Genomic DNA, 21868 nt, shown 5'->3' on the forward strand with positions numbered 1-21868 from the left:
CGCATCGAGTGGAATGGACGTGGACAGTCTTGCATCGCGCTTCGGCATCACCTCCGAACAAGCGAATTCAGCTTTGAGCTCGCTCTTGCCCGCTGTCGCCGGCGGGATGCAAAAACATGCTGACGACGGCGGTTTGGCGACGGTGTCAGACGCAGGGTCCACCATCGATGAACCTGATAGTGCCGCGGGTAACACCATCCTTGGCCACATTTTCGGAAGCAAGGACGTTAGCCGCCAGGTTGCTGACCACGCCGCTGGGCAGAGTGGAGTACCAAGCACCGTGATAAAGGCGATGCTCCCGATCGTGGCAGCAATGGTCGTCAAGCACTTCGCGCAGAACGGCGATGCGGCGGGTACAGCCGCAGGTGGTGGCGGACTTGGTGGCCTGCTTGGATCGATGCTGGGCGGAGGCCAAGCTGGCGGGCTCGGTGGCCTAGGCGGCTTGCTCGCTGCCGGTAATCCGCTCGATACGATCCTTGGTGGAAGGCGCTAAGACCTGACTAAGATAAGCATTCCTGGCAACGAGCCTGATAGCAATGACATGTCGCGAGAGCCAGGCTTCGCCGGTGAGGCGACGAGTTCGCAGCCTATCGGTCTCGACCTGTCCGAAGAAGATGAAGCCGCGAAACTCGGTGAATTTGCTTAGCAGCCGAGGAGAGCCACGTGCGACGGAACGGTGCTGTCGCTAGCGCCATGTAGCTCAAATCGAAGGCGCGACTGAAACTCGTGCGAAGGAACGAGAGGTAGGTACTAAGACTTGCCATTCCAGAGGCGCTGCAAGTTAATCGCGCACTTATGAATGAATGTCGGAGGTTGGAAAGGCGAGAAGCCGTGGGGAATGCCGGCTACTGGTTCGTTGCGCCTAAGGGCAGGGAAGTACAGCTATTTATGGTCGCCGACCAAGACCGGACCCTTCCGCAGTCGCCCAGTTGGCGCCATCCGGAAGTAAGCTAAGCCAAACTCCGATCTATCCTGTTTGCGTGCCTCTCGGCATATTCGCAGCTAGGAAGAGATTGTGCCGCAGCGATCCCGTAAGTCTTCCTTGCCTGCGCGGCGCCAGCGCCCTCGAAAGCGGAGCGCCAAGCGCAACGGTGCGCCCGAACGCTGGCTACTGCTGCTCGTCGCGTCTGGCATCATTGCAATAGTAGCGGCAACGCTGCTGCTTACGCCGCACGAGCTGAATGTTGCTGAGCCAATGACGGTGGCGCAGGCCCGCGCCTCAAATGCCGCGGTGTCAATTGAGGCGGATCGACGCGTGAGCGCCTACGCATTCTATTTTCGCGGCGGCCCCACTGCACGCGAACAGGCTGCCGAATGCCTGGCGACAGCAGCGCTCTACGAAGCCGGCGACGATGAACGTGGGCAGCGTGCGGTGATGCAGGTCATTCTCAATCGGCTGCGCGCGCCAGGCTTTCCGGCAACAATTTGCGGGGTCGTATACCTAGGCTCTGGCCGCCCAGCCGGGTGCCAGTTCTCCTTCACCTGCGATGGCTCACTCCAGCGCCGGCCGGTGCATGTCGGTTGGTCGTTGGCCAGGCGAGCTGCGCGTCGAGCACTAGCCGGAGCGGTGTTTGCCGACGTGGGTAAAGCGACGCACTATCATGCTGATTGGATCGTTCCCTACTGGCGCAATTCAATGACGAAGGTCGCCCAAGTCGGTCCGCACCTCTTCTACATACGCAAAATTGGCTAGAGAATGAGCCTAAATATCCGGCGTAAGGTTCGGCCCGTGTTTTCGCACAGCTTCCACCAGACCAAGCCGTTCCGCGTTGACCTCCGAACGCCTGATACCGGACGTTCTAGTAACATGAACGGGCGACCGGAGTTGGGAACCCAAAAACGCGTCGCGGACGGCCGGAACTGGGTCGTTTAGACGCCAAACCTCCGTGCGTTCCGCGACTTACAATGCGTCATTCTCGTCTTTGACCAGATACGGCAGTGCTTTTAATAGCGGGGTGCTTAAATAGCATCGGTGGTTCCCTAGAACTAAGGCCGTTTGGTCTGGTCGCCCCGACGTCCTTAGCGAGCCTGCGTCGCGGCACAGATCACGGTACCAAAAGAGGGAATCCGAAGAGATATGCTGCCTGGCGCTCGTGCTATGGCGGGACAGGCACCATAGAGAGTTTCAAACTGAAGGCTTGAGGTCTCGACCATTACGTTTGAGGTTATCGCCCGATCCGAAGTATTAAACGCCACGAGCACTTCGGCTCCCGTGGCCGGATCGAATCGCGAGACTGCGAAAAGCCCGGGGGTTGGCTGGGTATGCCGAACGACCTGCCGTCCAAGTGCCAGTGCGGGATGGCCCATGCGAAGATGCGCTATTTTCCCGATCGCTTTGAACAGTGGGCCGGCCATACCGAAGCTCTCGGTTGCCCCGGTTTTGTTCTGGCCAAGGAGCTTCTCCATCCGGTAGCTTGCCGTTTGACTCGCGAACATGTCCTGACGTGAGTCCTGATCTTCGCCAAGACCGGCAAACCCCTGTTCATCGCCCGAATAGATCGTCGGCACGCCTCGGAGCGTCAGCAGCATGGCATGGCCGAGGATCGTACGCGCGAGCACCTCTTCCTCGCTTGCCTGCGGGCGAAGCTTGCGGACGAACATGGCAAACCGGCCCTGATCGTGATTGCCGAGGAACGTCGGCAACTGCCGTGCGGCAACCTCACCACCGCGATAGAGCGGATCGGCTGCAAACAGGCGGGCGAGTTCGTCTGTGCCTTTCGTGCCCGCCACGGTATCGATCACGCCGTGCATGAACGCGAAATCGAGCACCGCCGGAAGATGATCGACTTGCGTGTGTTCGGCGAGATGCGCCGGGTCCATTCCGCCCGATGAGACTTCGCCGAAAATGTGGAAATTGGGGATACCACGGGCGCGGGCACGCGCGAGGATTGCGGGTACGAAGCCCTGCCAGAATTCGGGGTTCACATGCTGCGCGGTATCGATGCGAAAGCCGTCGATCCCGAACCGGTCGATCCAGCTACCATAAATCTCGATCATCCCGGCGAGCACGCGGGGATTCTCGGTGAAAAGATCATCGAGACCGCCGAAATCGCCAGTCGTGAAACTGTCACCCTCGAAGGTCGAGTTACCACGGTTGTGATAATAGATCGGATCGTTGAGCCAGGCCGGGTTTTTGGCATGTTGCTCGCCGGCAGGCACATACGGCGTGTACGCCCAATTCGAATCGCTGAGATGCGTGAAATTGGCGGTGGTCTGCACGTCGTCGCCAGCAAAACCTCGGTTGATCGGATGCGCCGGATCGCCGTGTAAGGTGCCGTACGGGAAATCGGCGCGGCTTCGATAGGGGCAGTCGGTATCGCGGCATTCGCGATACTGGATCACGTCGGCGGTATGGTTGACGACGATGTCCATATAGACCTTGAGGCCGCGTGCGTGCGCCGCGTCGACCAGATGTTTGAAGTCGGCATCGGTGCCGAAATGCGGGTCGACGTGGAGGAAATCCTCGATCCAATAGCCGTGATAGGCTGCACTCTGGTGCCCGGGTGCGCCCTGCACCGGCTTGTTTTTTAAGATCGGCGCTAGCCACACTGCGGTTGCGCCAAGCTTCTGGATATAATCTAGATGCTGCTCGACGCCGCGAAGATCGCCGCCGTGAAAGAACGCCTTGTTGGTCGGATCGAACCCGGTGGCGGACGCGTCGCCGGTGAGGCCGCCACGATCATTCGTCGGATCGCCGTTGGCGAAGCGATCGGGGAGCAGGAAATAAATGACTTCGCCGCCCGCCGGTCTCGCGCGGACTGCGGCAAGGGTGACATCGCTGGGTCCGGCGGACGCGGCCGCAACGGAAAACAGCAATCCTAGCGACGCGAAACACCGTCCGAGGGTACGCCAATCCGGTTGCGCCAACCCGCCTCTCCTTCCAATCCGGTTTGTATCTGTGCTAACGATTGCACGCGAAGATACAAGTATGTGCGTGGCATCGGGAAGAGCGATGCGGGAGGATCCGAATGAACCATCACCCCGACCGGCTCCGTTCAATCGCCATCATCGGTGGCGGCTCGGCGGGCTGGATGGCGGCGGCAGCACTGGCGTTCGCGGTTGGTGACAGCGTCACGATCAAGCTGGTCGAGTCGGACGAAATCGGCACCGTCGGCGTCGGCGAGGCGACGATTCCCCCGATCAAGGCGTTCAACGCGAGCCTTGGAATCGACGAGATTGACTTTATCAAGGCGACGGGTGCCACCTTCAAGCTCGGGATCGAGTTCGTCGGCTGGGGTGATTCCGACAGCCGGTATTTCCACCCGTTCGGCACGCACGGTGCGGATTTCGACCGGGTCGGGCTGCACCATTGGTGGGTTCGCGCGCATCTCGCCGGGGATTCGACGCCGTTTGATGACTATTCGCTGTGCAAGGCGCTGGCGCAGGAAAATCGCTTTGGTCCGCCGGTCGATAATCCGCGCGACGTCCGCTCGACCCATGATTACGCCTATCATTTCGATGCCGGTCGCTATGCCCGCATGATGCGCGGCTATGCCGAGGCGCGGGGCGTGACGCGATCGGAAGGAAAGGTCGTTGATGTTGGTCGTGAAGGGGAGGGTGGGCGGATCGCGCATGTTCGCCTTGCCGATGGGCGTGAGATCGCCGCCGACTTCTTCGTCGATTGCACGGGTTTCGCAGGGCTGCTGATCGGTCGCGCGCTGGGTGTCGGATATCAGGACTGGAGCCGCTGGCTGCCTTGCGATCGCGCGATCGCGCTTCCCAGCGCCAATCACGGACCGCTGGCGCCCCACACCCGATCGACTGCTCACGTTGCGGGATGGCAATGGCGGATCCCGCTCCAACATCGCCAAGGCAATGGCCACGTCTATTGCTCGAACTTCACCAGCGATGACGAGGCGGAGGCGGTGCTGCGCGCGAACGTTGCGGGGCCGATGCTCGGCGACGCCCGGCAATTGCGGTTTACCACGGGCCGGCGCGAGCAGGCGTGGAGTTATAATTGTGTCAGCCTGGGTCTGGCGGCTGGTTTCATGGAACCGCTCGAATCGACCAGCCTGCACCTGATCCAGATGGGCGTCGAGCGGCTGATCCGCCTACTGCCTGACCGTAACCATGATCCGCTCAACGCCGAGGAATTCAACCGCGCCACGGTCAACGAATGGGAGCGGATCCGCGACTTCCTCATCCTGCATTACCACGCGAACCGACGGTGCGAGCCGTTCTGGCGCGCCCGTGCCGCAGCGGCGATTCCCGAAGAGCTGGCCTACAAGGTCAAACACTTCGTTCACGATGCGCGGCTGGTGTCGCCCGATGACGAACTGTTTCGCAACCCGAGCTGGCTTGCGGTCTATCTCGGCCAGGGCGTCATCCCGCGCGGGTACGATCGGCTTGCCGATCTGCGCCCGCAGGTCGATGCGCCGGCGCAGCTTCGCCGCCTGCGCGACGTGATACGGGGCGCGGCGGCGACCTTTCCGGCGCACGACGCCTTTATCGCGCGGCATTGTCGCGCCACTGAGGTGGCATGATGCAGGCGCCCCGGATCGAGCAAATCGGTCATGAAGCGGAGCCGGTGATCGTGATCGACGATTTCGTGCCCGACCCCGCGCGGCTGCGCGCTGCGGCCGAAGTGTTGCAGTACGACGTCATGGGCCGCCATTACCCCGGGCTACGCGCGCAGGTTGCCCCGCAGGATGTCGCGGCCTATCTTCATCCGGTGGAGGGGTTGATTGCCGAGGTGTTCGGCTTTCCCGCGCCGGCCGCCGTGATCTCCGCCGGCTATTCGATCGTAACGACCCAGCCTGCCGATCTCACGCCGATTCAGCGAATCCCGCATTTCGATGGGTTCGAACCGGAGCGTGTCGCGCTGCTGCATTATCTGTGCGGGGAAGAACAAGGCGGCACCGCCTTCTATCGACATCGCAGCACCGGCTTCGAGACGATCTCCGCCGATCGCCACGCCACCTATGACCCAGCGCTACACCGCGACGTCGCCCGCCATGGGTTGCCCGGCGCGGCGTATATCAGCGGGTCGACCCCGATCTACGAGCAGATCGCGACGTTCGAGGCGCGACCGAACCGCGCGCTGATCTATCGCGGCAATCTGCTCCATTGCGCACATCTGCCGGCGGCGCTCGATTTCGCGAACGACCCGCGTCGTGCGCGGCTCACCGTCAACACCTTCCTGATGGGATCGCGTCAGGCCGCCCAGCAGTGACGCTGAAGCCAGCTACGGTGGCTCGGCAATGCGGCGGCTTGTTTGTCGACGGCTTGGCGGATCACCGATAAAAATTCGCGCATTTCCGCATCGCTCGGCGCGTCCGCGAGCGGGTGATAGCCCGCTGGCATCATGCCCTGGCCGATCATGACCTGGAGCCATCCCGGCTCGGAAAAAAGCTCGTCGCCGATACGAATGATCCGTCCGCTCGCGCGGAACAGATCGAGCTTTTCGGTCAGCGTGTCGGGGATCGGCATTGCGGCGCACCGCCGCCAGAACGGCTCGGTGCGGGTGTTGGCCGCGTAATGGAGGATGATGAAATCGCGCACCCGTTCCCACTCGAATACGGTCTGGGCGTTGTATGCGGCGACATCGGCGGCGCGGATCGGGCCGTTCGGCAGGAACGTCACGATCCGTTCGATAGCCGACTGGACGAGGTGGATGCTGGTTGATTCAAGCGGTTCGAGGAACCCGGCGGCCAGCCCCAGTGCCACGACGTTGCGGTTCCAGAACTGCTTGCGACGGCCGGTGGTGAAGCGGATCGGTCGCGGGTCGGTAAGGGGCTTGCCGTCGAGGTTGGCAAGCAACGTATCCGCCGCCACGCTGTCGTCGATGGCGTCAGAGCAATAGACATGGCCGTTGCCGACCCTGTGTTGCAGTGGGATACGCCATTGCCAGCCGGCGGCGCGTGCGGTCGACATCGTATAGGGGGCAATCTCTGCCGGCCCCTCGCATTGGACCGCAAGCGCCCGATCGCACGGAAGCCAATGCGTCCAGCTTTCGAAGCCGGTTCCGAGAGCGCCCTCGATCAACAGCGCACGGAAGCCGGAGCAATCGATAAACAAGTCCGCACCATAGGCCCGCTCTCCATCGAGCATGACATGCGTGACGTCGCCGGTTTCGGCATCGCGTCCGGCATGACGGATCTTGCCCTCGATGCGCGTCACGCCACGCGCCTCGGCATATTGGCGCAGGAAGGCGGCATACAGGCCCGCGTCGAAGTGAAAGGCGTGGACGGGGCCGCCGAGCATCCTGGACTGCGCCTCCGCGCCGCGGGCGAAGCGACCGGCCCGGGCGACCGCGGCGTTGAGGCAATAGGCGTCAAGCGGCGCGCGCTCGCCTAGTTTCAGCCCGCGCAGCCAGAAATGGTGAAACGGCGTCTGGCCGATCGGGCGGCCGGTGTTGCCGAACGCGTGGATATAGCGGCTGTCGGCATCGCCCCAGCCGACGAACTCGATTCCTAGTTTATAGGTGGCCAAGGTCGCGCGCATGAAGGCGTCTTCGTCGACGCCGAGGACGGCATTGACCAACTGGAGCTGCGGGATCGTCGCCTCGCCAACGCCGACCGTGCCGATCTCGTCGGATTCGATCAGGCTGATGGCATGGCGTGCTTGCGGCAGCAGTTTGGACAGGAGGGCCGCCGCCATCCAGCCGGCGGTACCACCACCGACGATAAGGATGCGATTGGGAAGCGCGCTCATGGTCTCGCCTTTAGCCGAACCGCGAGAGAAAGAAACGGCGGCGCGTAATGGTCAAGCGCCGCCAGGCAGGATCAGAACTTGAAGGTCAGGCCCGCGAGATAGGTCGCGCCATATTGATCGCGGATGTTGACCTGCTTGGGGTCGTTGTTGACGTAGGACACCGTCTCGGAATTGGTGAGATTGTGGCCCTGCACATAGACCGACAGGCCATTCAGCATCCCGGCCTTGAAGTCGTAGCCGACCTGCGCGTCGAGCGTTGTCTGCGGCTTGGTCAGGTTGGCGGTCACCTGTGCGTTGAACAACTGATAGTCGCCCAGATACGACGAACGATGAGTAAGCGACGCACGAGCGTTGAAGCCCCACTTCTCGAAGAACGCCTGGAACTGTGTCACGGATTTGGACAGGCCCGGCAGCGTGATCTTCGACCCGTTGCTGAAGCGGATCGCGCTCTCGTTATACGCATATTGCGCGATGAGGCTGAAACCGTCGAGCGCCGGGATCAGCACCTTGAGCGGGACCGTCGCGCTCGCCTCGCCGCCGAGGACGTAACCGCGCCCGTCATTGCTCGGGACGGTCGAATAACAGGCCAGCGTCTGGCTGGCCGAAAGCGGCACGGTCAGCAGCGACGAGAACGCTGAGCAATCCGCCATCGTCGTGCTGGTCGGGCCGCCGCTGTTGACGTTGCCGGTGTTGAGCAGGAGGTTCTGCGTCGTGAAGTTACTGATCGCCTTGTAATAGCCCGCGAACGCCAGCTTGCCCTGGTTCTGGGCGAAATAATGCTCGAACGACAGATCGACGTTGGTCGAAAAATACGGCCGAAGCTGTGGGTTGCCGGACGATCGCGACAGCACCGGCTCCTTGCCGCCGATCAGCGGGACGGTCGTGCAGCCTTGCGTACCGCAATAGCTCGTCGCGTTGGAGCCGTTCTCGTCATCCATCGTCGCGCGGGCGAGCGTGCGGCTGAGGCCGATGCGGAGCAGCGTGTCGTGCGCCACTTCGATGTTCATGTTCGCGCTGGGCAGCACGTAGGTGTAGTTTGCCCCGCCGGTCTGCGCCACAGCCGTGGTGGCCGTCAGCGCGCCGGAGCCGATAGAGCTCTGATCGGTGTTGACGATCTGCGTGCCGAAATTGCCCGAAACTGGAATCGAACCAGCCGTCGTCGCATAGTTGACCTGCATGTAGCCGGTCAGTACCTTCTCGCGCACGGTCCAGTCGCGCGCGACGCTGGAGGCGAGCGGTTGAGTCGAAGTGCGCAGCAATGCCTGCGCGGCAATCGGGTTCAACGCGACCAGACGCGTGCCCGTCACCCCATATGGCTCGACCGAACCCGTGACGATCGAGGAGGGGATGGCGACGCTTGTGACCATCGCGTTATCCGCGCCGCAGCCGCCGACTGATGCCGGCCCGGGGAGGCAGATGTAATAGCCGGAATAATTCGAAAGCTTCTTCTCGTCGCTGTAGTTGACGCCGACTTCCCAGCTTTTGAAGAAGTTCATGTGAAACTCACCGTCAAGCTCGGCGCGGAATTGCTTCACGGTGTCGGTCAGATCGGGGACGTTGTTGAATCCGACCTGGTTCCAGCCCTGCGGATCGGTGAGGGACGTTTGCTGGGTGTTGGCATAGTCGATGCCGGAAATGTTGACGCCATAGGCGCCGTTCGACAGTCGGGAGATCGTCGCCAGCCCCGGCTGCGTCGTCGAGCCGCCATAAATTTCATACGTGTTGTCATGGCGATGCGCGCGCGAATAGCTGGCATCGACGACGAGCTTTAGGCTGTCGGTGATATGGTACTTTGCGTTGCCGCCGACGAGAAAGGTGTCGGCGTCCGACGTGTTGAAGTCGTTGCGGAGCACCGGATAAACGTTGTATTTCTCGCTCGTGACATAGCCGCCGGACGATGTTTCGCTGCCCGGCACCTGCGTGTTGCGGCTCCAGCTTGCCAGCGGCATTTCCCAGCCGCGCGAATATTCGCGGATCTTGCTCTGAGTGTAGAGGCCATCGACCGACATCTCGAAGCGGTCGCTCGGATGCCACGTCACATGGCCGAAGCCCGACTGGCGGTACAGCGTGTTCGAGTTGACGTAGTTCTGGATATCCTGCGGACCGATATTGCCCAGCGCGTCGGGGCTTGCCGCGCTGTAGAAGTTGCCGTTGCCGCCGCCAGTCGCGTAATGATAATCCTGCGTCGGATCCTGGATCGCGGACAGGCCGAGCGACACGCCGATCGTGTCGTTCGCGAACTTGTGCACGAAGATCAGCGAGGTCTTGTAGCCTCGATTGGTCGATTCCGGGTTGAGCTTGTCGTACTGGCCGATCTGACCCTGGACGTTGATCGCGAAGGCGTTCTTCTGCGTCAGTGGATCATAGGTCTGGAGATTGACACTGCCGGCGAGGCCGTAGTTGAGCAGATCGGCCGAGGACGTCTTAATGACCTCGATCTGCTGGAAAAGATCGCCCGGATATTGGCCGTAATCGAAACGACGGTTGTCATCGACGGTCGCGACGGTGCGTCCGTTGAGCGTGGCCGTGGTGTAATCCGGGCCAAATCCGCGAACCGAAATGTACTTCGCGCGGCCAGCGGATTGCTGCACTGCGACACCGGTCAACCGGGAAAGTGAATCGGTGATGGAGACGTCCGGCAGCTTGCCGATGTCCTCGGCCGAGATCGCCTCGACCACGTTTACCGCCAGCTTCTTGATGGCGTTCGCGTTCTGGATCGAGCGGGCGTAGCCGGTCACGACGATATCGCCGACCGGCGATGCTGCATTGTCGGGTGTGCCGACCGGCGCCGTGCCGGGGGCCGCGTCGCCGGCGGTCGGGCCGATCTGCGTCTGCGTAGCTGCTGACGGATCCGCTGCGGTCTGCGCGAATGCAGGCGTCGCTGCCATCAAGATGACGAGCGCGGTGCTGGATGCAAGAATAGCTTTCGAACGCGCCGCGCCGCCGCGGAATGATCCAGTCATGGTGTCCTCCCCAAGATCACGCTATTCTGCGTAATCGATTACATGCGCAATCGTTTACTCTGGTTGTTGAAAGTTTGGCAAGAGGGGGGGTAAAGAAAAACCGCACCCTGTGGGCCGCGTGCAACACTTGGCCTGCTCCGGGAGAGGGAGCTAAGGAAAATGAGAATTATCGATATCGCGGCCATGGATCGTAGCGGGGGAGGCTGGTGACAGCGCGCGTAAAAACGCTCGCGGACATCGCGCAAATCGCTGGCGTGACGACAGCGACTGTTTCGCGCGCGTTGTCGGGCAACCTTCGGATCAGTTCCGCGACCCGGCAGCGGGTTCTCGACATTGCCGATAGCCACGGTTTCCAGATCAATCAGACCGCGCGAAACCTGCGCCTCGGCCGGACCGACTCGATCGGCGTCGTCATCCCGCTTGGACATGAGAGCGCGCAGCGCGTTTCGGATCCGTTCTATACCGCGTTGATTGGCCAGTTGATGGATGGCCTCGCCAATCGTGAGCAAGCGATGCTGCTGTCGGCGGTCACGCCGCACGATAGCGCCTGGCTGGCGAACCTGTCGCGCAGCGGGCGTGTCGACGGTATCGTCGTTCTGTGCCAGTCGGATCAGGATCCGGTGTTGCGCAAAGTCGCGCGGACCTACCAGCCGCTGGTCGTGTGGGGCGAGACCACTGACGGCTATTGTTCGGTCGGTACCGACAATCAGCTTGGCGGTCGCATCGCCACTGAGCATTTGCTCGCTCTCGGTCGCCGCCGCATCGCGTTTGCCGGGATGACCGATATTCCCGAGCTTGTCGGGCGCCACGCCGGTTATCTGGCAGCGCATGCGGCGGCGGGTGTTGCCGTGGGTGCGCATATCCCTGTCCCGCTGGCGTTCGATCCTGAATCGCCGTTCCTCGATACGCTGATTGCGGCGCATCCCGAAATTGACGGCATTGTTGCTGCATCGGACGTGATCGCCATTCACCTGATCCGCGCGCTTGCCCGCCACGGTCGCAGAGTGCCGGAGGATGTAGCCGTCGTCGGCTACGATGATGTCAGCCTGGCCGCCCATACTACGCCATCCCTGACGACGGTACGACAGGACCTGACCATCGCGGCGGCGACCTTGCTGGAACTGGTGTTCCGCCGCATCGCAGGGGAAGATGCGCCGTCGGCACGGATTTCCGTCCAACTGATTAAACGCCAGTCCGCGTAAGTTGACGCATCGCGGATCGATCGTTTATGGCGATCTGCGTAAACGATTACATAACGCTCTAACGAGCGCGAGGAGGCAGGGTGGCGATTAGGACTTTGGCGAGCCGGTGGGCGCCTGCGGTGGCAATGACCGCAGCCATGCTTTCTGCCGTGACCGCGCATGCACAGGTGGTTCCTCCGGCCGCGACCGCGACGGTCACGCCGCTCGCGAACGGGGCCGAGGCGCACCTCGGCGAAACCCTGATAACGGTCGTAGCCCTTACCGACGACATTCTGCGCGTCCGCGTCGGTCGCGCTGGTCATCTCGATGAGGATGCGAGCTGGGCGGTGTCTCCGGCGGTGCGGGCGCAGCGTGTCGCGGTCACCGCAACGTCGGACGGTTTCTCGACCTCGGCGCTGATCGTCCACCTCGCCGCGGACGGACGGCTGACCGTGACCAATCGTGCCGGCAAGATCATCACCGCCGATGCCGAACCGTTGAAGCTGGACGGCCGGAGCTTCACCCTGAAAAAAGCGATGCCGCTGGCCGAGCATTACTTCGGAATGGGCGACAAGACTGGGACGCTAGACCGTCGTGGCTACAGCTATGTCGACTGGAATACCGATGCGTTCGGATTCCTGAGCAGCAGCGATCCGATCTACAAGTCGATACCATTCTTCCTCGGCGTCGGCGGCGATGGCGGCAGTTACGGCATTTTCCTCGACAACACCTGGCGGACCTGGTTCGACTTCGGCCACCGCGAGGAGAACACACTCGCGATCGGCGGTCCGGATGGCCCGATCGATTATTACATCATCACCGGCCCGACGACGGCCGAAGTGGTGCGTCGCTATACCGATCTCACCGGCAAGGCTCCGCTCGCGCCGCAATGGTCGCTGGGCTACCAGCAATCGCGCTACAGCTACATGACGGCCGACGAAGTCCGGCAGGTCGCCAATCGCCTGCGTGCCGACAAGATCCCGACCGACGTGCTCTGGCTCGATATTGACTATCAGGACCGCAACCGGCCGTTCACGGTCAACACCCAGAGCTTTCCCAACCTGCCCGGCCTGATCTCGGATCTTGGCGGGAAGGGGTTCAAGGTCTTCACGATCACCGATCTGCACGTCGCGCATCTGCCGGGTCAGAATTACGCGCCTTACGATAGCGGTGCCGCGATCGACGCGTTCGTCCACCGCCGGGACGGGCAGACTTACGTGGCGCCGGTCTGGCCCGGACCGTCGGTGTTCCCTGATTTCACGTCCGCGAAAGTGCGTGACTGGTGGGGTGGGCTGTTCAAGGGCGAGGTCAACATGGGCGTTGCCGGCGCCTGGAACGACATGAACGAGCCGGCGGTGTTCGACACGCCGACGAAGACGATGCCACTGGACACTGTCCATTATATCGCCAGCGACGATTTCGCCACACGCAACGCGAGCCATGCCGAACTGCACAACGTCTACGGCATGGAAAACGCACGCGCGACCTATGACGGGCTGCGCCGTCTGCGGCCGGACGAACGCGCGCAGGTCATGACGCGGGCGAGCTATGCCGGCGGCCAGCGCTACTCCGTGACGTGGACCGGCGATAACAGCGCGACCTGGGACCATCTGCGGTTGTCGGTGCAGCAGATCATCAACCTCGGCCTGTCTGGCTTCTCCTATTCTGCCGCTGACGTCAGCGGCTTCGCGGGTGGCCCGAGCGCGGATCTGCTGACCCGCTGGTTCGAGATCGGTGCGTTCTACCCAATCTTCCGCGATCACTCGGCGAAGGGTACGCCGCGCGTCGAGCCGTGGGTCGACGGACCGGTCCATGAGGCGATCCGGCGCCATTTCATCGAAGAGCGGTACAAGCTGCTGCCGTATCTCTACGGTTTAGCGGAACTCAACAGCCGCACCGGCGACCCAATCCTGCGCCCGGTATTCTATGATTATCCGCAGGCGCTGACGATGTCGTGCGACCAATCAATGACGTTCACGCTCGGCAAAAGCCTGCTTGTCGCGCCGCCGCCACGTCCTGAGTCGCCACAAAGCTACGACGTGTGCCTGCCCGCAGGCGGCTGGTTCGATTACTGGACCGGCAAACGTGCCGGCACGCCGCAGGCGGCTACCGAGGGGCCGATCCAGTCCGCCACGCAGGCGACCGGTGGCGCTCGCGCGCTTGGCGACACGGTCAGCGAGACGCCGCGCCTCGACACGCTGCCGGTGTTCGTGCGCGCAGGCACCATCCTGCCGCGTCAGGCGGTGGTGCAGAGTACCGCCGACACGCCGCAGGGGCCGCTCCAGCTCGACATCTATCCCGGCCCCGATTGTATGGGGTCGCTGTATTTCGACGATGGCCATTCGATGGGCTTCACGCGCGGCCAGTTTTTCCGACAACAGATCCGGTGTGTGACAACACCTACCGGGCTGAAGGTTACGTGGAATGCACCGCAGGGCCGCTACAAGCCATGGTGGCATGATATCACTGTGACCGTTCACGGCTGGACCGGCGCCGGCAAGGTGACGCGAAGCGGGCGATCGCTTGCCAGCCACACGGATGCCGCGGCGGAAACGATAGCGTTCGAGCTTGCCACCGCGCCGGGCGCAACGACACTAGAGATCTTGAAATGAGGGCGGCCTGACCACGAGCACTTTGAAAGCCCGGCGGCATGCCAATGCGTTTCCACTTTTTGGCGATGATGGCTGCCATGATGCCGGCCGCTGCCGTTACCGCCGCGCCGGGCGGCTTGGTCGTGCAAACCACCAAGGGGCCTGTCCGAGGTGTTGAGGCGGAGAAGATCCTCTTCTTCAAGGGAATCCCTTTTCCGCCCCGCCGATCGGCGCTTTGCGATGGCGTGCGCCGCAGCCGGTGGCGCGCTGGACGACGGTGCACGACGCGAGCCAATATGCGGCCGACTGCATGCAGCTCCCGTTTCCGAGCGACGCGGCACCGCTCGGCAACGCGCCGTCTGAAGACTGTCTTTATGCCAACATCTGGCGCCCGGCGGGCGCGACGAAAAAGCTGCCGGTGATGGTGTGGATCTATCGGGGGCGGCTTCGTTAACGGCGGCTCATCGCCGCCGACGTACAGCGGCGCGGCACTCGCCCGGGCGGGTATTCTCGTGATGAGCTTCAACTATCGGTTGGGGCAGATCGGCAGCTTCGCCGATGATCCGCAGGCGGCCGCCAAATTACGCGCGCGACCCGCTGAGCAGGTGGTGGACGGCCTAAACCTCGCGGCGATGAACCGGCTCGGGCTCGATTATAGCGGCCCCGTGCCTGACGGCCATACCTTCGTCGGTAGCCTCGCTGCCTATCGCGCGGGGCGTTTCGCGCACGTGCCGGTGGAGCTAAGAATGTCGAGAGCGGCGGTAACCGCCGTTATCTGGGTCAATCTGCCGTCTGACCAGCACGTACGTTTTTGAACGCCGCTCGCGATGGTGGCTACGCCGAATTCGGCTACCGAGACGACGGCCGACAACTACCTCCTAGTTGAATAAAGGCAAGCGTCTCTGAACCCCAGCAGTAAGGCGCTTGGAGGGAAGGAATGGCGTACTTAGCCGGTTTTGGTCGCGCCATAAACACGTGACGTGAGCACGGCAGCAGAGATTTGAAAATGAGTGGTGCCGCTTACAGGACTCGAACCTGTGACCCCCGCATTACGAATGCGATGCTCTACCAACTGAGCTAAAGCGGCATCTGGTGATCGGCGGTCTGCATCGCCGATCTTGAGGGCGGCCGCCTATCATCTGAAATGGCGCATGGCAAGTCGGTGTTCTTGCGGAAGCCTTCGGATGGGTGATTTTACGCGGCGTTTACCAAAGAGCGCGCACAGACGCATCAGAACAGGGATTCGGGCGGCGAATCCCGTATAGGGTCGGTTGCGCATGGATAATGTTCGCGGGGTCGAGGGCGACCGGGGCGGGGCGGCGGAAGTCGATGTGCGCGATGGCGATGTCGATGGTCCGCGGCTGGATATCGGCACCGACGAGCGGCGCATGCATGTTCGTGCGTACAACCATTGGGTGTCGTTGCTGCACGGACGTGCCTACCCGGCGATCGGCAATCTTGATCCGGCTAATATCGCGGATTTCGGTCCGCACAGCGTGCTGCTCGATTTTTCGGCAGGGGTCGATAATCCGGCGATTCCATTTGTCGGCCGGGCACTGCGCGAGGAATGTTCGATCGACAGCACGATCACGCACATCTCGCAGGTGCCGAGTCGTTCCTTGCTGTCGCGGCTGACCGACCATTACCTCCAGATCATCGCGAACCGTGCTCCGATCGGGTTCGAGGCCGAGTTCGTAAATGCGCGCGGGCACAACACGTTGTATCGCGGTATCCTGATGCCGTTCTCCTCGCATGAGGATTCGATCGATTTCATCTACGGCGTCATCAACTGGAAGGAACTGGTTGACGATGCGACGCAGGATCGTCTGAACGCGGAACTGGCGGCAGCGGTGCGCAGCGGCCCGGCGGTCGCGGCGGCCGCGATCGCCTGGGCCGATGGTCCCAGCGATGCCGCGCTGCCCAGTGACGAGATCGAGAGCGCCCAAGATACCGCATCCCTCGCGGCGACGCCGGCCCTGCCGGAGACGTTGTTCGATCACCTCGCGCTGGCACGTGAGTCAGCCGACGCGGTGCACGGCGCGGAAGGGCGGACGCGCGCCGCGCTCTATCACGCACTCGACCGGGCTTACGCGTTTGCAGCAGCAGCGGACGCCGACCCGCGAAGCTACGAAGACCTGCTTGAAGATGCCGGGATCACGCTACAATTACGCGCGCCGATGACGCCGGTCGTCAAGCTCGTGTTCGGCGGCAAGTATGACAAGACACGCCTGACGGAGTACGCATCCGTATTGTCCCACGCTCGCCGCATCGGCATCGCGGCAGACGGGCTGGCCGGCTACCTCGATAGTGTCGAGGGCGGCATCAAGGGGATTGTCCAGGCCGAGCGCGCCGCGCGCGCACCGGTGCCTGCTATGATGGCTGATCCCGTCGCGCAGCTACGCGCTCGGACGCCAATCGCTCAAGTTGCAATCTCGTCGACGGTTGCTGCTGGCGACTTCGTGGTGCTGCTTGCCCGCGCGGGCGAGGCGGGCATGCTCGATATCGTGGCCCAGCTGGGTGATGATCCGGTGCTGCTAAAAAAGGCAATGCGCCAAGCGGCTGCCTGATTTTTTCGCATTCCCCTCCCGGCAGAGGGTGTTGCGGCGATAGTAGCGTCCTATAGTGTTCGCGTAACGAACGGTCATCTAGGGCGAGTTATGGCAAACACGACGCAGACACTGCTGGCGGAGGCGCTCGCCGCCCGGCTGACCAAGGGCGCGCTTCCCGGCGAATTACAGGGGTTCGACACGCAGGCCATCGCTGAGGCAGCGGCGTTCGTCGTGGCGACTGGCGCACACCGCCGCCCGGGCACGCCGGTGCTCGCGCTGGAGCCGCTTGCCGTCACCGACCCGCGCCGGCGGATGCGGCTGGCGATCATCAACGACGACATGCCGTTTCTGGTCGATTCGATCGCGGCGGTGATCGGCGCACACGACATCGCGATCGACCGTATTATCCACCCTGTCGTGGGTGCGACGCGTGATCCCGACGGCGAACTGACCGCGATCGGCGACGTAGCGGCCGGTGTGGCGGAATCGATGATCTACCTCGAGTTGGAGCGCGCGGATGCGCGTGACCGGCGCGAGTTGATCGCCGCGCTGGAGCATAGTCTTGCCGATGTGCGTACGGCGGTGCACGACTGGTCAGCGCTGGAGGCGGCGATGGCCGCCGACGTCGAAGCGTTGGGCGCGACGTCGGAGAACAAGGAGGGCGCGGCGCTGTTGCGCTGGTTCCTCGACCGCAATTTCACGCTGCTCGCGCATGAACAATGGGAGGATGGCCTCGCCTCCGCGCAGGGCATCGCACGCAACGGCCACGCCGTGCCGATCCTCGCCGAGGCTTCGCGGGAGCTTGCGATCGCGTGGTTTCAGCAGGGCGGCGAGGCGCCTTTGCTGCTGAAGTCGAGCCAGATCTCCGCTGTTCACCGCCAGGTGCCGCTCGATCTCGCGTTGGTGCCGGTGCGACGTGGTGACTCGGTAGTCGGCCTGTCGATCCACGCCGGGTTGTGGACGAGCAGCGCACTGGCATCACCGCCGCAGGAGGTGCCGGTGCTGCGCGCACGGCTGGCGGCGCTGGAGGCGAAGTTCGGCTTCGATCCCAAGGGGCACGCCGGCAAGGCGCTGACCCATGCACTCGCATCGCTGCCGCATGATCTGGCGACGGCGTTCGCGTTCGATGCGCTGGAGGAACTGGCGCTCACCGCCATGTCGCTGGCGGACCGGCCCCGGCCGAAGCTGGTGCTGGTGCGCAGTATCCTCGGGCGGCACCTGTTCGCCTTTGTCTGGCTGCCGCGTGATGACCTTACCACCGGGCGGCGGGTCGCGATCGGCGAGATGCTGGTCGAGGCGGCGAACGGCAGCCTGCTCAACTGGGCGATCGCGATGGACGGGGTGACGGCGCTCTTGCGCTATACGATCGATCTGCGTGGGCCGGGCGTGATGCCGGACGCGGCGGCGCTCGACGCGCGGATCGCGCGGATGGTGCGCGGCTGGGCGCCGGCGGTGGAATCCGCGCTGGCCGAGCAAGTCGAGCCGGCGCGTGCGACGCGGCTGGCGCTGCGGTATGCCGGCAGCTTCCCGCAAGGCTACCGCAACGCAAAGTCACCCGAAGAGGCGGCTAACGACATCGTGCGGCTGGCAAGGCTGGAAGCGCCTGAGGCTAGGTCGGTACGTTTGTACCGCGAGGCGGACGGTGCGCTTCGGTTGAACCTGTACCGGATGGGTGGAGCGCTAGCTTTGTCGGATGCGGTGCCGGTGCTGGAGAATTTCGGCTTCCGCGTAATCGAGGAACAGCCGACCGCGCTGACCGATGAGGGGCAGAGCTTCGTCCATGACTTCCTCATTGAAACGGTGGGCGATCCCTTGGCGGAGGATCCGGCCGTGCTGGAGGACGCGATCCGCGCGGTGCTGGAAGGCGCCGCCGAGAACGACGCGTTCAACCGGTTGATCGTAGAGGCCAACGTCAGCCCGCGCGCGGTGGTGTTGCTGCGCGCGTGGTTCCGGTATCTGCGGCAGGCGGGGCTCACCTACGGGCTCGCCACCGTGGTCGATGCGCTCCGCCGTGCGCCGAAGGTCGCGGCGGCGCTGATCGAACGGTTCGACGTGGCGCATGACCCGGCGCGATCGACGCGGGATGTCGCTGCCGCCGACGCGGCGATCGAACGGGGGCTGGATGCGGTGTCCGCGATCGATGATGATCGTATCCTGCGCGCGCTGCGCAGCGTCATTGCCGCGACGCTCCGCACCAACGCGTTCGCGCCCGCCGGACAGGCTGCGCTGGCGTTCAAGCTCGACAGCCACCGCGTTCCCGGCCTGCCCGCGCCGCTGCCGTGGCGTGAGGTGTGGGTCTATTCGCCGCGCGTGGAGGGTATCCACCTGCGCGCCGGCCCGGTCGCGCGCGGAGGCTTGCGCTGGTCCGACCGGCGTGACGATTTCCGCACGGAAATCCTCGGCCTGATGAAGGCGCAGCGTGTGAAGAACGCGGTGATCGTGCCGACTGGCGCTAAGGGTGGCTTTTACCCCAAGCAACTGCCCGCACCGTCCAGCCGTGATGCATGGCTGGCGGAGGGCACCGAAAGCTACCGCGTATTTATCCGCGCGCTGCTGTCGATCACCGACAACATCGTCGAGGGCGTGGTGACCCATCCTGACGAGGTGGTCATCCACGACGGTGACGACCCCTATTTCGTCGTTGCCGCCGACAAGGGCACCGCGACCTTCTCCGACGTGGCCAATGCGATCGCGATCGAACACGGCTTCTGGCTGGGCGATGCGTTCGCCAGCGGCGGCTCGGTCGGCTACGATCACAAGGCGATGGCGATCACCGCCAAGGGTGCGTGGGTGTCGGTGCAGCGCCACTTCGCGGAGCGCGGTGTGGACGTGCAGACCCAGCCGATCCAGGTGGTCGGTTGCGGCGACATGTCGGGTGACGTGTTCGGCAACGGCATGCTGCTGTCCAAGGCGCTGAAGATCGTCGCGGCGTTCGACCACCGCCACATCTTCCTCGATCCGAACCCGGACCCGGCGGCAAGCTGGGCGGAGCGCGCCCGCATGTTCGCGCTGCCGCGCTCAAGCTGGGCGGATTACGACGCCAGCCTGATCTCCGCAGGCGGTGGCGTGTTCCCGCGTACCGACAAGGTGATCCGCCTGTCCGAACCGGTGCGCGCGGTGCTGGGCGTGGACCAGGCCGAGATCGAGCCGGGTGCGCTGATCTCCGCGATCCTGAAGGCGCCGGTCGACCTGCTGTGGTTCGGCGGCATCGGCACCTACGTGAAGGCGGCGTCAGAGAACAACATCCAGGTCGGTGACCCTGCCAACGACCGGTTGCGCGTCGATGCCGAGCAGCTTCGCGTGACGGCGGTGGGCGAGGGCGCCAACCTCGGTGTGACGCAGGCGGCGCGGATCGCGTTCGCGCAAGCCGGCGGGCGGATCAATACCGACTTCATCGACAATTCGGCCGGCGTCGATTGTTCGGACAACGAGGTCAACATCAAGATCGCGCTCAATCGTGAGATGATCGAGGGGCGGCTGGCCTATGAGGACCGCAACACGCTGCTCGCATCGATGACGGATGATGTCGCGCACATCGTGCTGGAGGATAACCGCCTTCAGACGCTGGCGCTGTCGATCGCGGAGAGCACGGGCGCGCGCGATGTGCCGAGCTATGTGCGGTTGATCGAGATTTTCGAGAGCGCCGGATCGCTCGACCGCGCGGTCGAGGGGCTGGCCGCCAACGACATCCTGCTGCGCCGCGCTCAGGAGGGGCTGGGCTTGGCACGACCGGAACTGGCGGTGCTGCTGGCCACGGCCAAGCTCGCGTTGCAGGCGGCTATCGAACACAGCCCGCTCGGGCTGGACGCCGATCTCGCGCCGGATCTGCACGCGGCTTTCCCGCCGGCGATGCGCGAGGCCTTCCCCGAGGCAATCGACCAGCACCGTTTGCGTGGCGAAATCGTCGCGACCAAGCTTGCCAACCGCATCATCAACCGGCTCGGCATGCTCCACCCCTTCGAACTGGCGGAGGAGGAGGGCGCTGCGTTGCCCGATATCGCCGCGATGTTCGTGGTGGCCGAACGGCTGTTCGATCTGCCGGCGTTGTGGGCGGAGATCGAGAGCGCGGACATGCCCGAAGCGGCGCGGATCGCGCTGTTCGACGAAGTTGCGGTGGCGACGCGTTCGCACATCGCCGATCTGCTCCGCGTGTCGCGCACCGGTGCCGGGCCCGGCATGGTCATGGCGCGGATCGGTGCGGGCATTGCCCAGCTCGACCGCCAGACCAAGGCGTTGCTGCTTGACGAGGCGAGCACGCAGAGCGCGCGCATCGCCGCCAGCCTGGAAGCGGTCGGCGCGCCGGGCGCGTTGGCGCAGAAGGTGGTGCGGCTGTTCGAGCTGGACGGGGCGGTCGGGCTTGCCGATCTCGGCCAGCGGGTCGGTCTCGACGAAACGGTGCTGACGCGGGCGTTCACGCGGCTGGGGCAGGCGCTCGGTCTGGACTGGGCGCAGGCCAATGCCGCACGTATCGCATCGAGCGATCCGTGGGAGCGGCTGCTGCTCGCCGGGCTGGCGCGCGATTTCCAGCAGTTGCGGCTGGAATTCCTCGCCCGCGGCACGGACGGCGAGGATGCGGGCGACCCGCAGGCGCGGGTGGAACGCTGGCTGGCGGACAATGCCGGCCGCGTCGGGCAGTTCCGCGCCGGTATCGATCGTGCGCGCGGCACGGCTGCACCCAGCGCGGCGATGCTTGCGCAGATCGCGGGACAGGCGCGGGTGTTGCTGGGACGATAATGGCCGGGCGTGCGCTGGCTGGTGGCTGGCGTGCGCCTTGGCTGGTGGGCCGATCGGAAAAGGGAGCAGCTGCGGTTGCCGCTAACCTGGTCGTTCTTCTCGGGCGAAGGCCGGGGCCGGTTGGAACAGCTTATGTTACTAAAGGGCGCGCCAAATTGTAGGCGTTCCGTAACGGTATTCCGGCTCTCGCCGATGTA

The 21868-nt window shown here is 63.8% G+C and carries 13 protein-coding genes and 1 tRNA gene; 10 read left to right on the plus strand and 4 right to left on the minus strand.

Translation table 11 applies throughout. The annotated features are described in order from the left end of the window. Positions 1-493, plus strand: a 493-nt coding sequence (locus OXR00_RS16605; protein WP_267389367.1) for a DUF937 domain-containing protein, incomplete at its 5' end; no start/stop codon positions are given. 522 nt (positions 494-1015) lie between these two features. Then, positions 1016-1693 (plus strand): cell wall hydrolase, encoded by a 678-nt coding sequence (locus OXR00_RS16610; RefSeq protein ID WP_267389368.1) that lies wholly within the window; start codon positions 1016-1018, stop codon positions 1691-1693. Positions 1694-2019: 326 nt separating this feature from the next. Here OXR00_RS16610 and OXR00_RS16615 read toward each other — a convergent pair whose 3' ends face one another. Continuing rightward, positions 2020-3867 carry an alpha-amylase family glycosyl hydrolase gene (locus OXR00_RS16615; RefSeq protein WP_267389369.1) on the minus strand — a complete coding sequence of 616 codons (1848 nt, stop codon included), beginning with the start codon at positions 3865-3867 and terminating at the stop codon, positions 2020-2022. Positions 3868-3968: 101 nt separating this feature from the next. On the opposite strand from OXR00_RS16615, the gene OXR00_RS16620 reads away from it, so the two are divergent. Both OXR00_RS16620 and OXR00_RS16625 read left to right on the plus strand, forming a co-directional pair. Beyond that, positions 3969-5483 (plus strand): tryptophan halogenase family protein, encoded by a 1515-nt coding sequence (locus OXR00_RS16620; RefSeq protein ID WP_267389370.1) that lies wholly within the window; start codon positions 3969-3971, stop codon positions 5481-5483. Continuing rightward, the gene (locus tag OXR00_RS16625) at positions 5480-6172 is read left to right on the plus strand and encodes a DUF6445 family protein (RefSeq protein ID WP_267389371.1); all 693 of its coding nucleotides are present in this window, start codon (positions 5480-5482) and stop codon (positions 6170-6172) included. Before OXR00_RS16620 ends, OXR00_RS16625 begins: the two co-directional genes overlap by 4 nt. On the opposite strand, the gene OXR00_RS16630 is transcribed toward OXR00_RS16625, so the two are convergent. Both OXR00_RS16630 and OXR00_RS16635 read right to left on the minus strand, forming a co-directional pair. Beyond that, the gene (locus OXR00_RS16630) at positions 6154-7653 is read right to left on the minus strand and encodes a tryptophan halogenase family protein (protein WP_267389372.1); all 1500 of its coding nucleotides are present in this window, start codon (positions 7651-7653) and stop codon (positions 6154-6156) included. The genes OXR00_RS16625 and OXR00_RS16630 overlap by 19 nt on opposite strands. Positions 7654-7724: 71 nt before the next feature. Continuing rightward, positions 7725-10616 carry a TonB-dependent receptor gene (locus OXR00_RS16635; protein WP_267389373.1) on the minus strand — a complete coding sequence of 964 codons (2892 nt, stop codon included), beginning with the start codon at positions 10614-10616 and terminating at the stop codon, positions 7725-7727. Between the two features lie 206 nt (positions 10617-10822). Here OXR00_RS16635 and OXR00_RS16640 point away from each other — a divergent pair, with 206 nt between their 5' ends. The 4 genes from OXR00_RS16640 to OXR00_RS16655 all read left to right on the plus strand — a co-directional run bounded on the left by OXR00_RS16640 (position 10823) and on the right by OXR00_RS16655 (position 15203). Further along, positions 10823-11818, plus strand: coding sequence for a LacI family DNA-binding transcriptional regulator (locus OXR00_RS16640; protein ID WP_267389374.1), 996 nt, complete (start codon positions 10823-10825; stop codon positions 11816-11818). Positions 11819-11955: 137 nt separating this feature from the next. Continuing rightward, positions 11956-14409: a TIM-barrel domain-containing protein gene (locus OXR00_RS16645; protein ID WP_267389375.1), complete on the plus strand. Its 2454-nt coding sequence runs from the start codon at positions 11956-11958 to the stop codon at positions 14407-14409. Between the two features lie 238 nt (positions 14410-14647). Next, a complete protein-coding gene (locus tag OXR00_RS16650; RefSeq protein ID WP_267389376.1) occupies positions 14648-14842 on the plus strand; it encodes a carboxylesterase family protein in 195 nt (64 codons plus the stop codon). Positions 14843-14903: 61 nt separating this feature from the next. Beyond that, the gene (locus tag OXR00_RS16655; RefSeq protein ID WP_267389377.1) at positions 14904-15203 is read left to right on the plus strand and encodes a hypothetical protein; all 300 of its coding nucleotides are present in this window, start codon (positions 14904-14906) and stop codon (positions 15201-15203) included. A gap of 196 nt (positions 15204-15399) precedes the next feature. On the opposite strand, the gene OXR00_RS16660 is transcribed toward OXR00_RS16655, so the two are convergent. Beyond that, positions 15400-15475: transfer RNA gene (locus tag OXR00_RS16660), tRNA-Thr, on the minus strand. A gap of 190 nt (positions 15476-15665) precedes the next feature. Between OXR00_RS16660 and OXR00_RS16665 the strand changes: the two genes are divergently transcribed. Together OXR00_RS16665 and OXR00_RS16670 are read left to right on the plus strand one after the other, a co-directional pair. Further along, on the plus strand, positions 15666-16955 hold the full coding sequence (locus tag OXR00_RS16665; RefSeq protein ID WP_267389378.1) for a hypothetical protein: 1290 nt from the start codon (positions 15666-15668) through the stop codon (positions 16953-16955). A 90-nt stretch (positions 16956-17045) separates the two neighbouring features. Continuing rightward, positions 17046-21671 carry an NAD-glutamate dehydrogenase domain-containing protein gene (locus OXR00_RS16670; RefSeq protein WP_267389379.1) on the plus strand — a complete coding sequence of 1542 codons (4626 nt, stop codon included), beginning with the start codon at positions 17046-17048 and terminating at the stop codon, positions 21669-21671. Positions 21672-21868: the final 197 nt, after the last annotated feature.

The sequence above is a fragment of the Sphingomonas sp. GC_Shp_3 genome (genome assembly GCF_026540945.1).
Classification (GTDB): domain Bacteria; phylum Pseudomonadota; class Alphaproteobacteria; order Sphingomonadales; family Sphingomonadaceae; genus Sphingomonas.

Bases quoted from the DNA above. Each gene is read 5' to 3' on its own strand.
- OXR00_RS16620 (WP_267389370.1), top strand. From the start codon at position 3,969: ATGAACCATCACCCCGACCGGCTCCGTTCAATCGCCATCATCGGTGGC.
- OXR00_RS16625 (WP_267389371.1), top strand. From the start codon at position 5,480: ATGATGCAGGCGCCCCGGATCGAGCAAATCGGTCATGAAGCGGAGCCG.
- OXR00_RS16630 (WP_267389372.1), bottom strand. From the start codon at position 7,653: ATGAGCGCGCTTCCCAATCGCATCCTTATCGTCGGTGGTGGTACCGCC.
- OXR00_RS16635 (WP_267389373.1), bottom strand. From the start codon at position 10,616: ATGACTGGATCATTCCGCGGCGGCGCGGCGCGTTCGAAAGCTATTCTT.
- OXR00_RS16645 (WP_267389375.1), top strand. From the start codon at position 11,956: ATGCTTTCTGCCGTGACCGCGCATGCACAGGTGGTTCCTCCGGCCGCG.
- OXR00_RS16655 (WP_267389377.1), top strand. From the start codon at position 14,904: ATGAGCTTCAACTATCGGTTGGGGCAGATCGGCAGCTTCGCCGATGAT.
- OXR00_RS16665 (WP_267389378.1), top strand. From the start codon at position 15,666: ATGGATAATGTTCGCGGGGTCGAGGGCGACCGGGGCGGGGCGGCGGAA.
- OXR00_RS16670 (WP_267389379.1), top strand. From the start codon at position 17,046: ATGGCAAACACGACGCAGACACTGCTGGCGGAGGCGCTCGCCGCCCGG.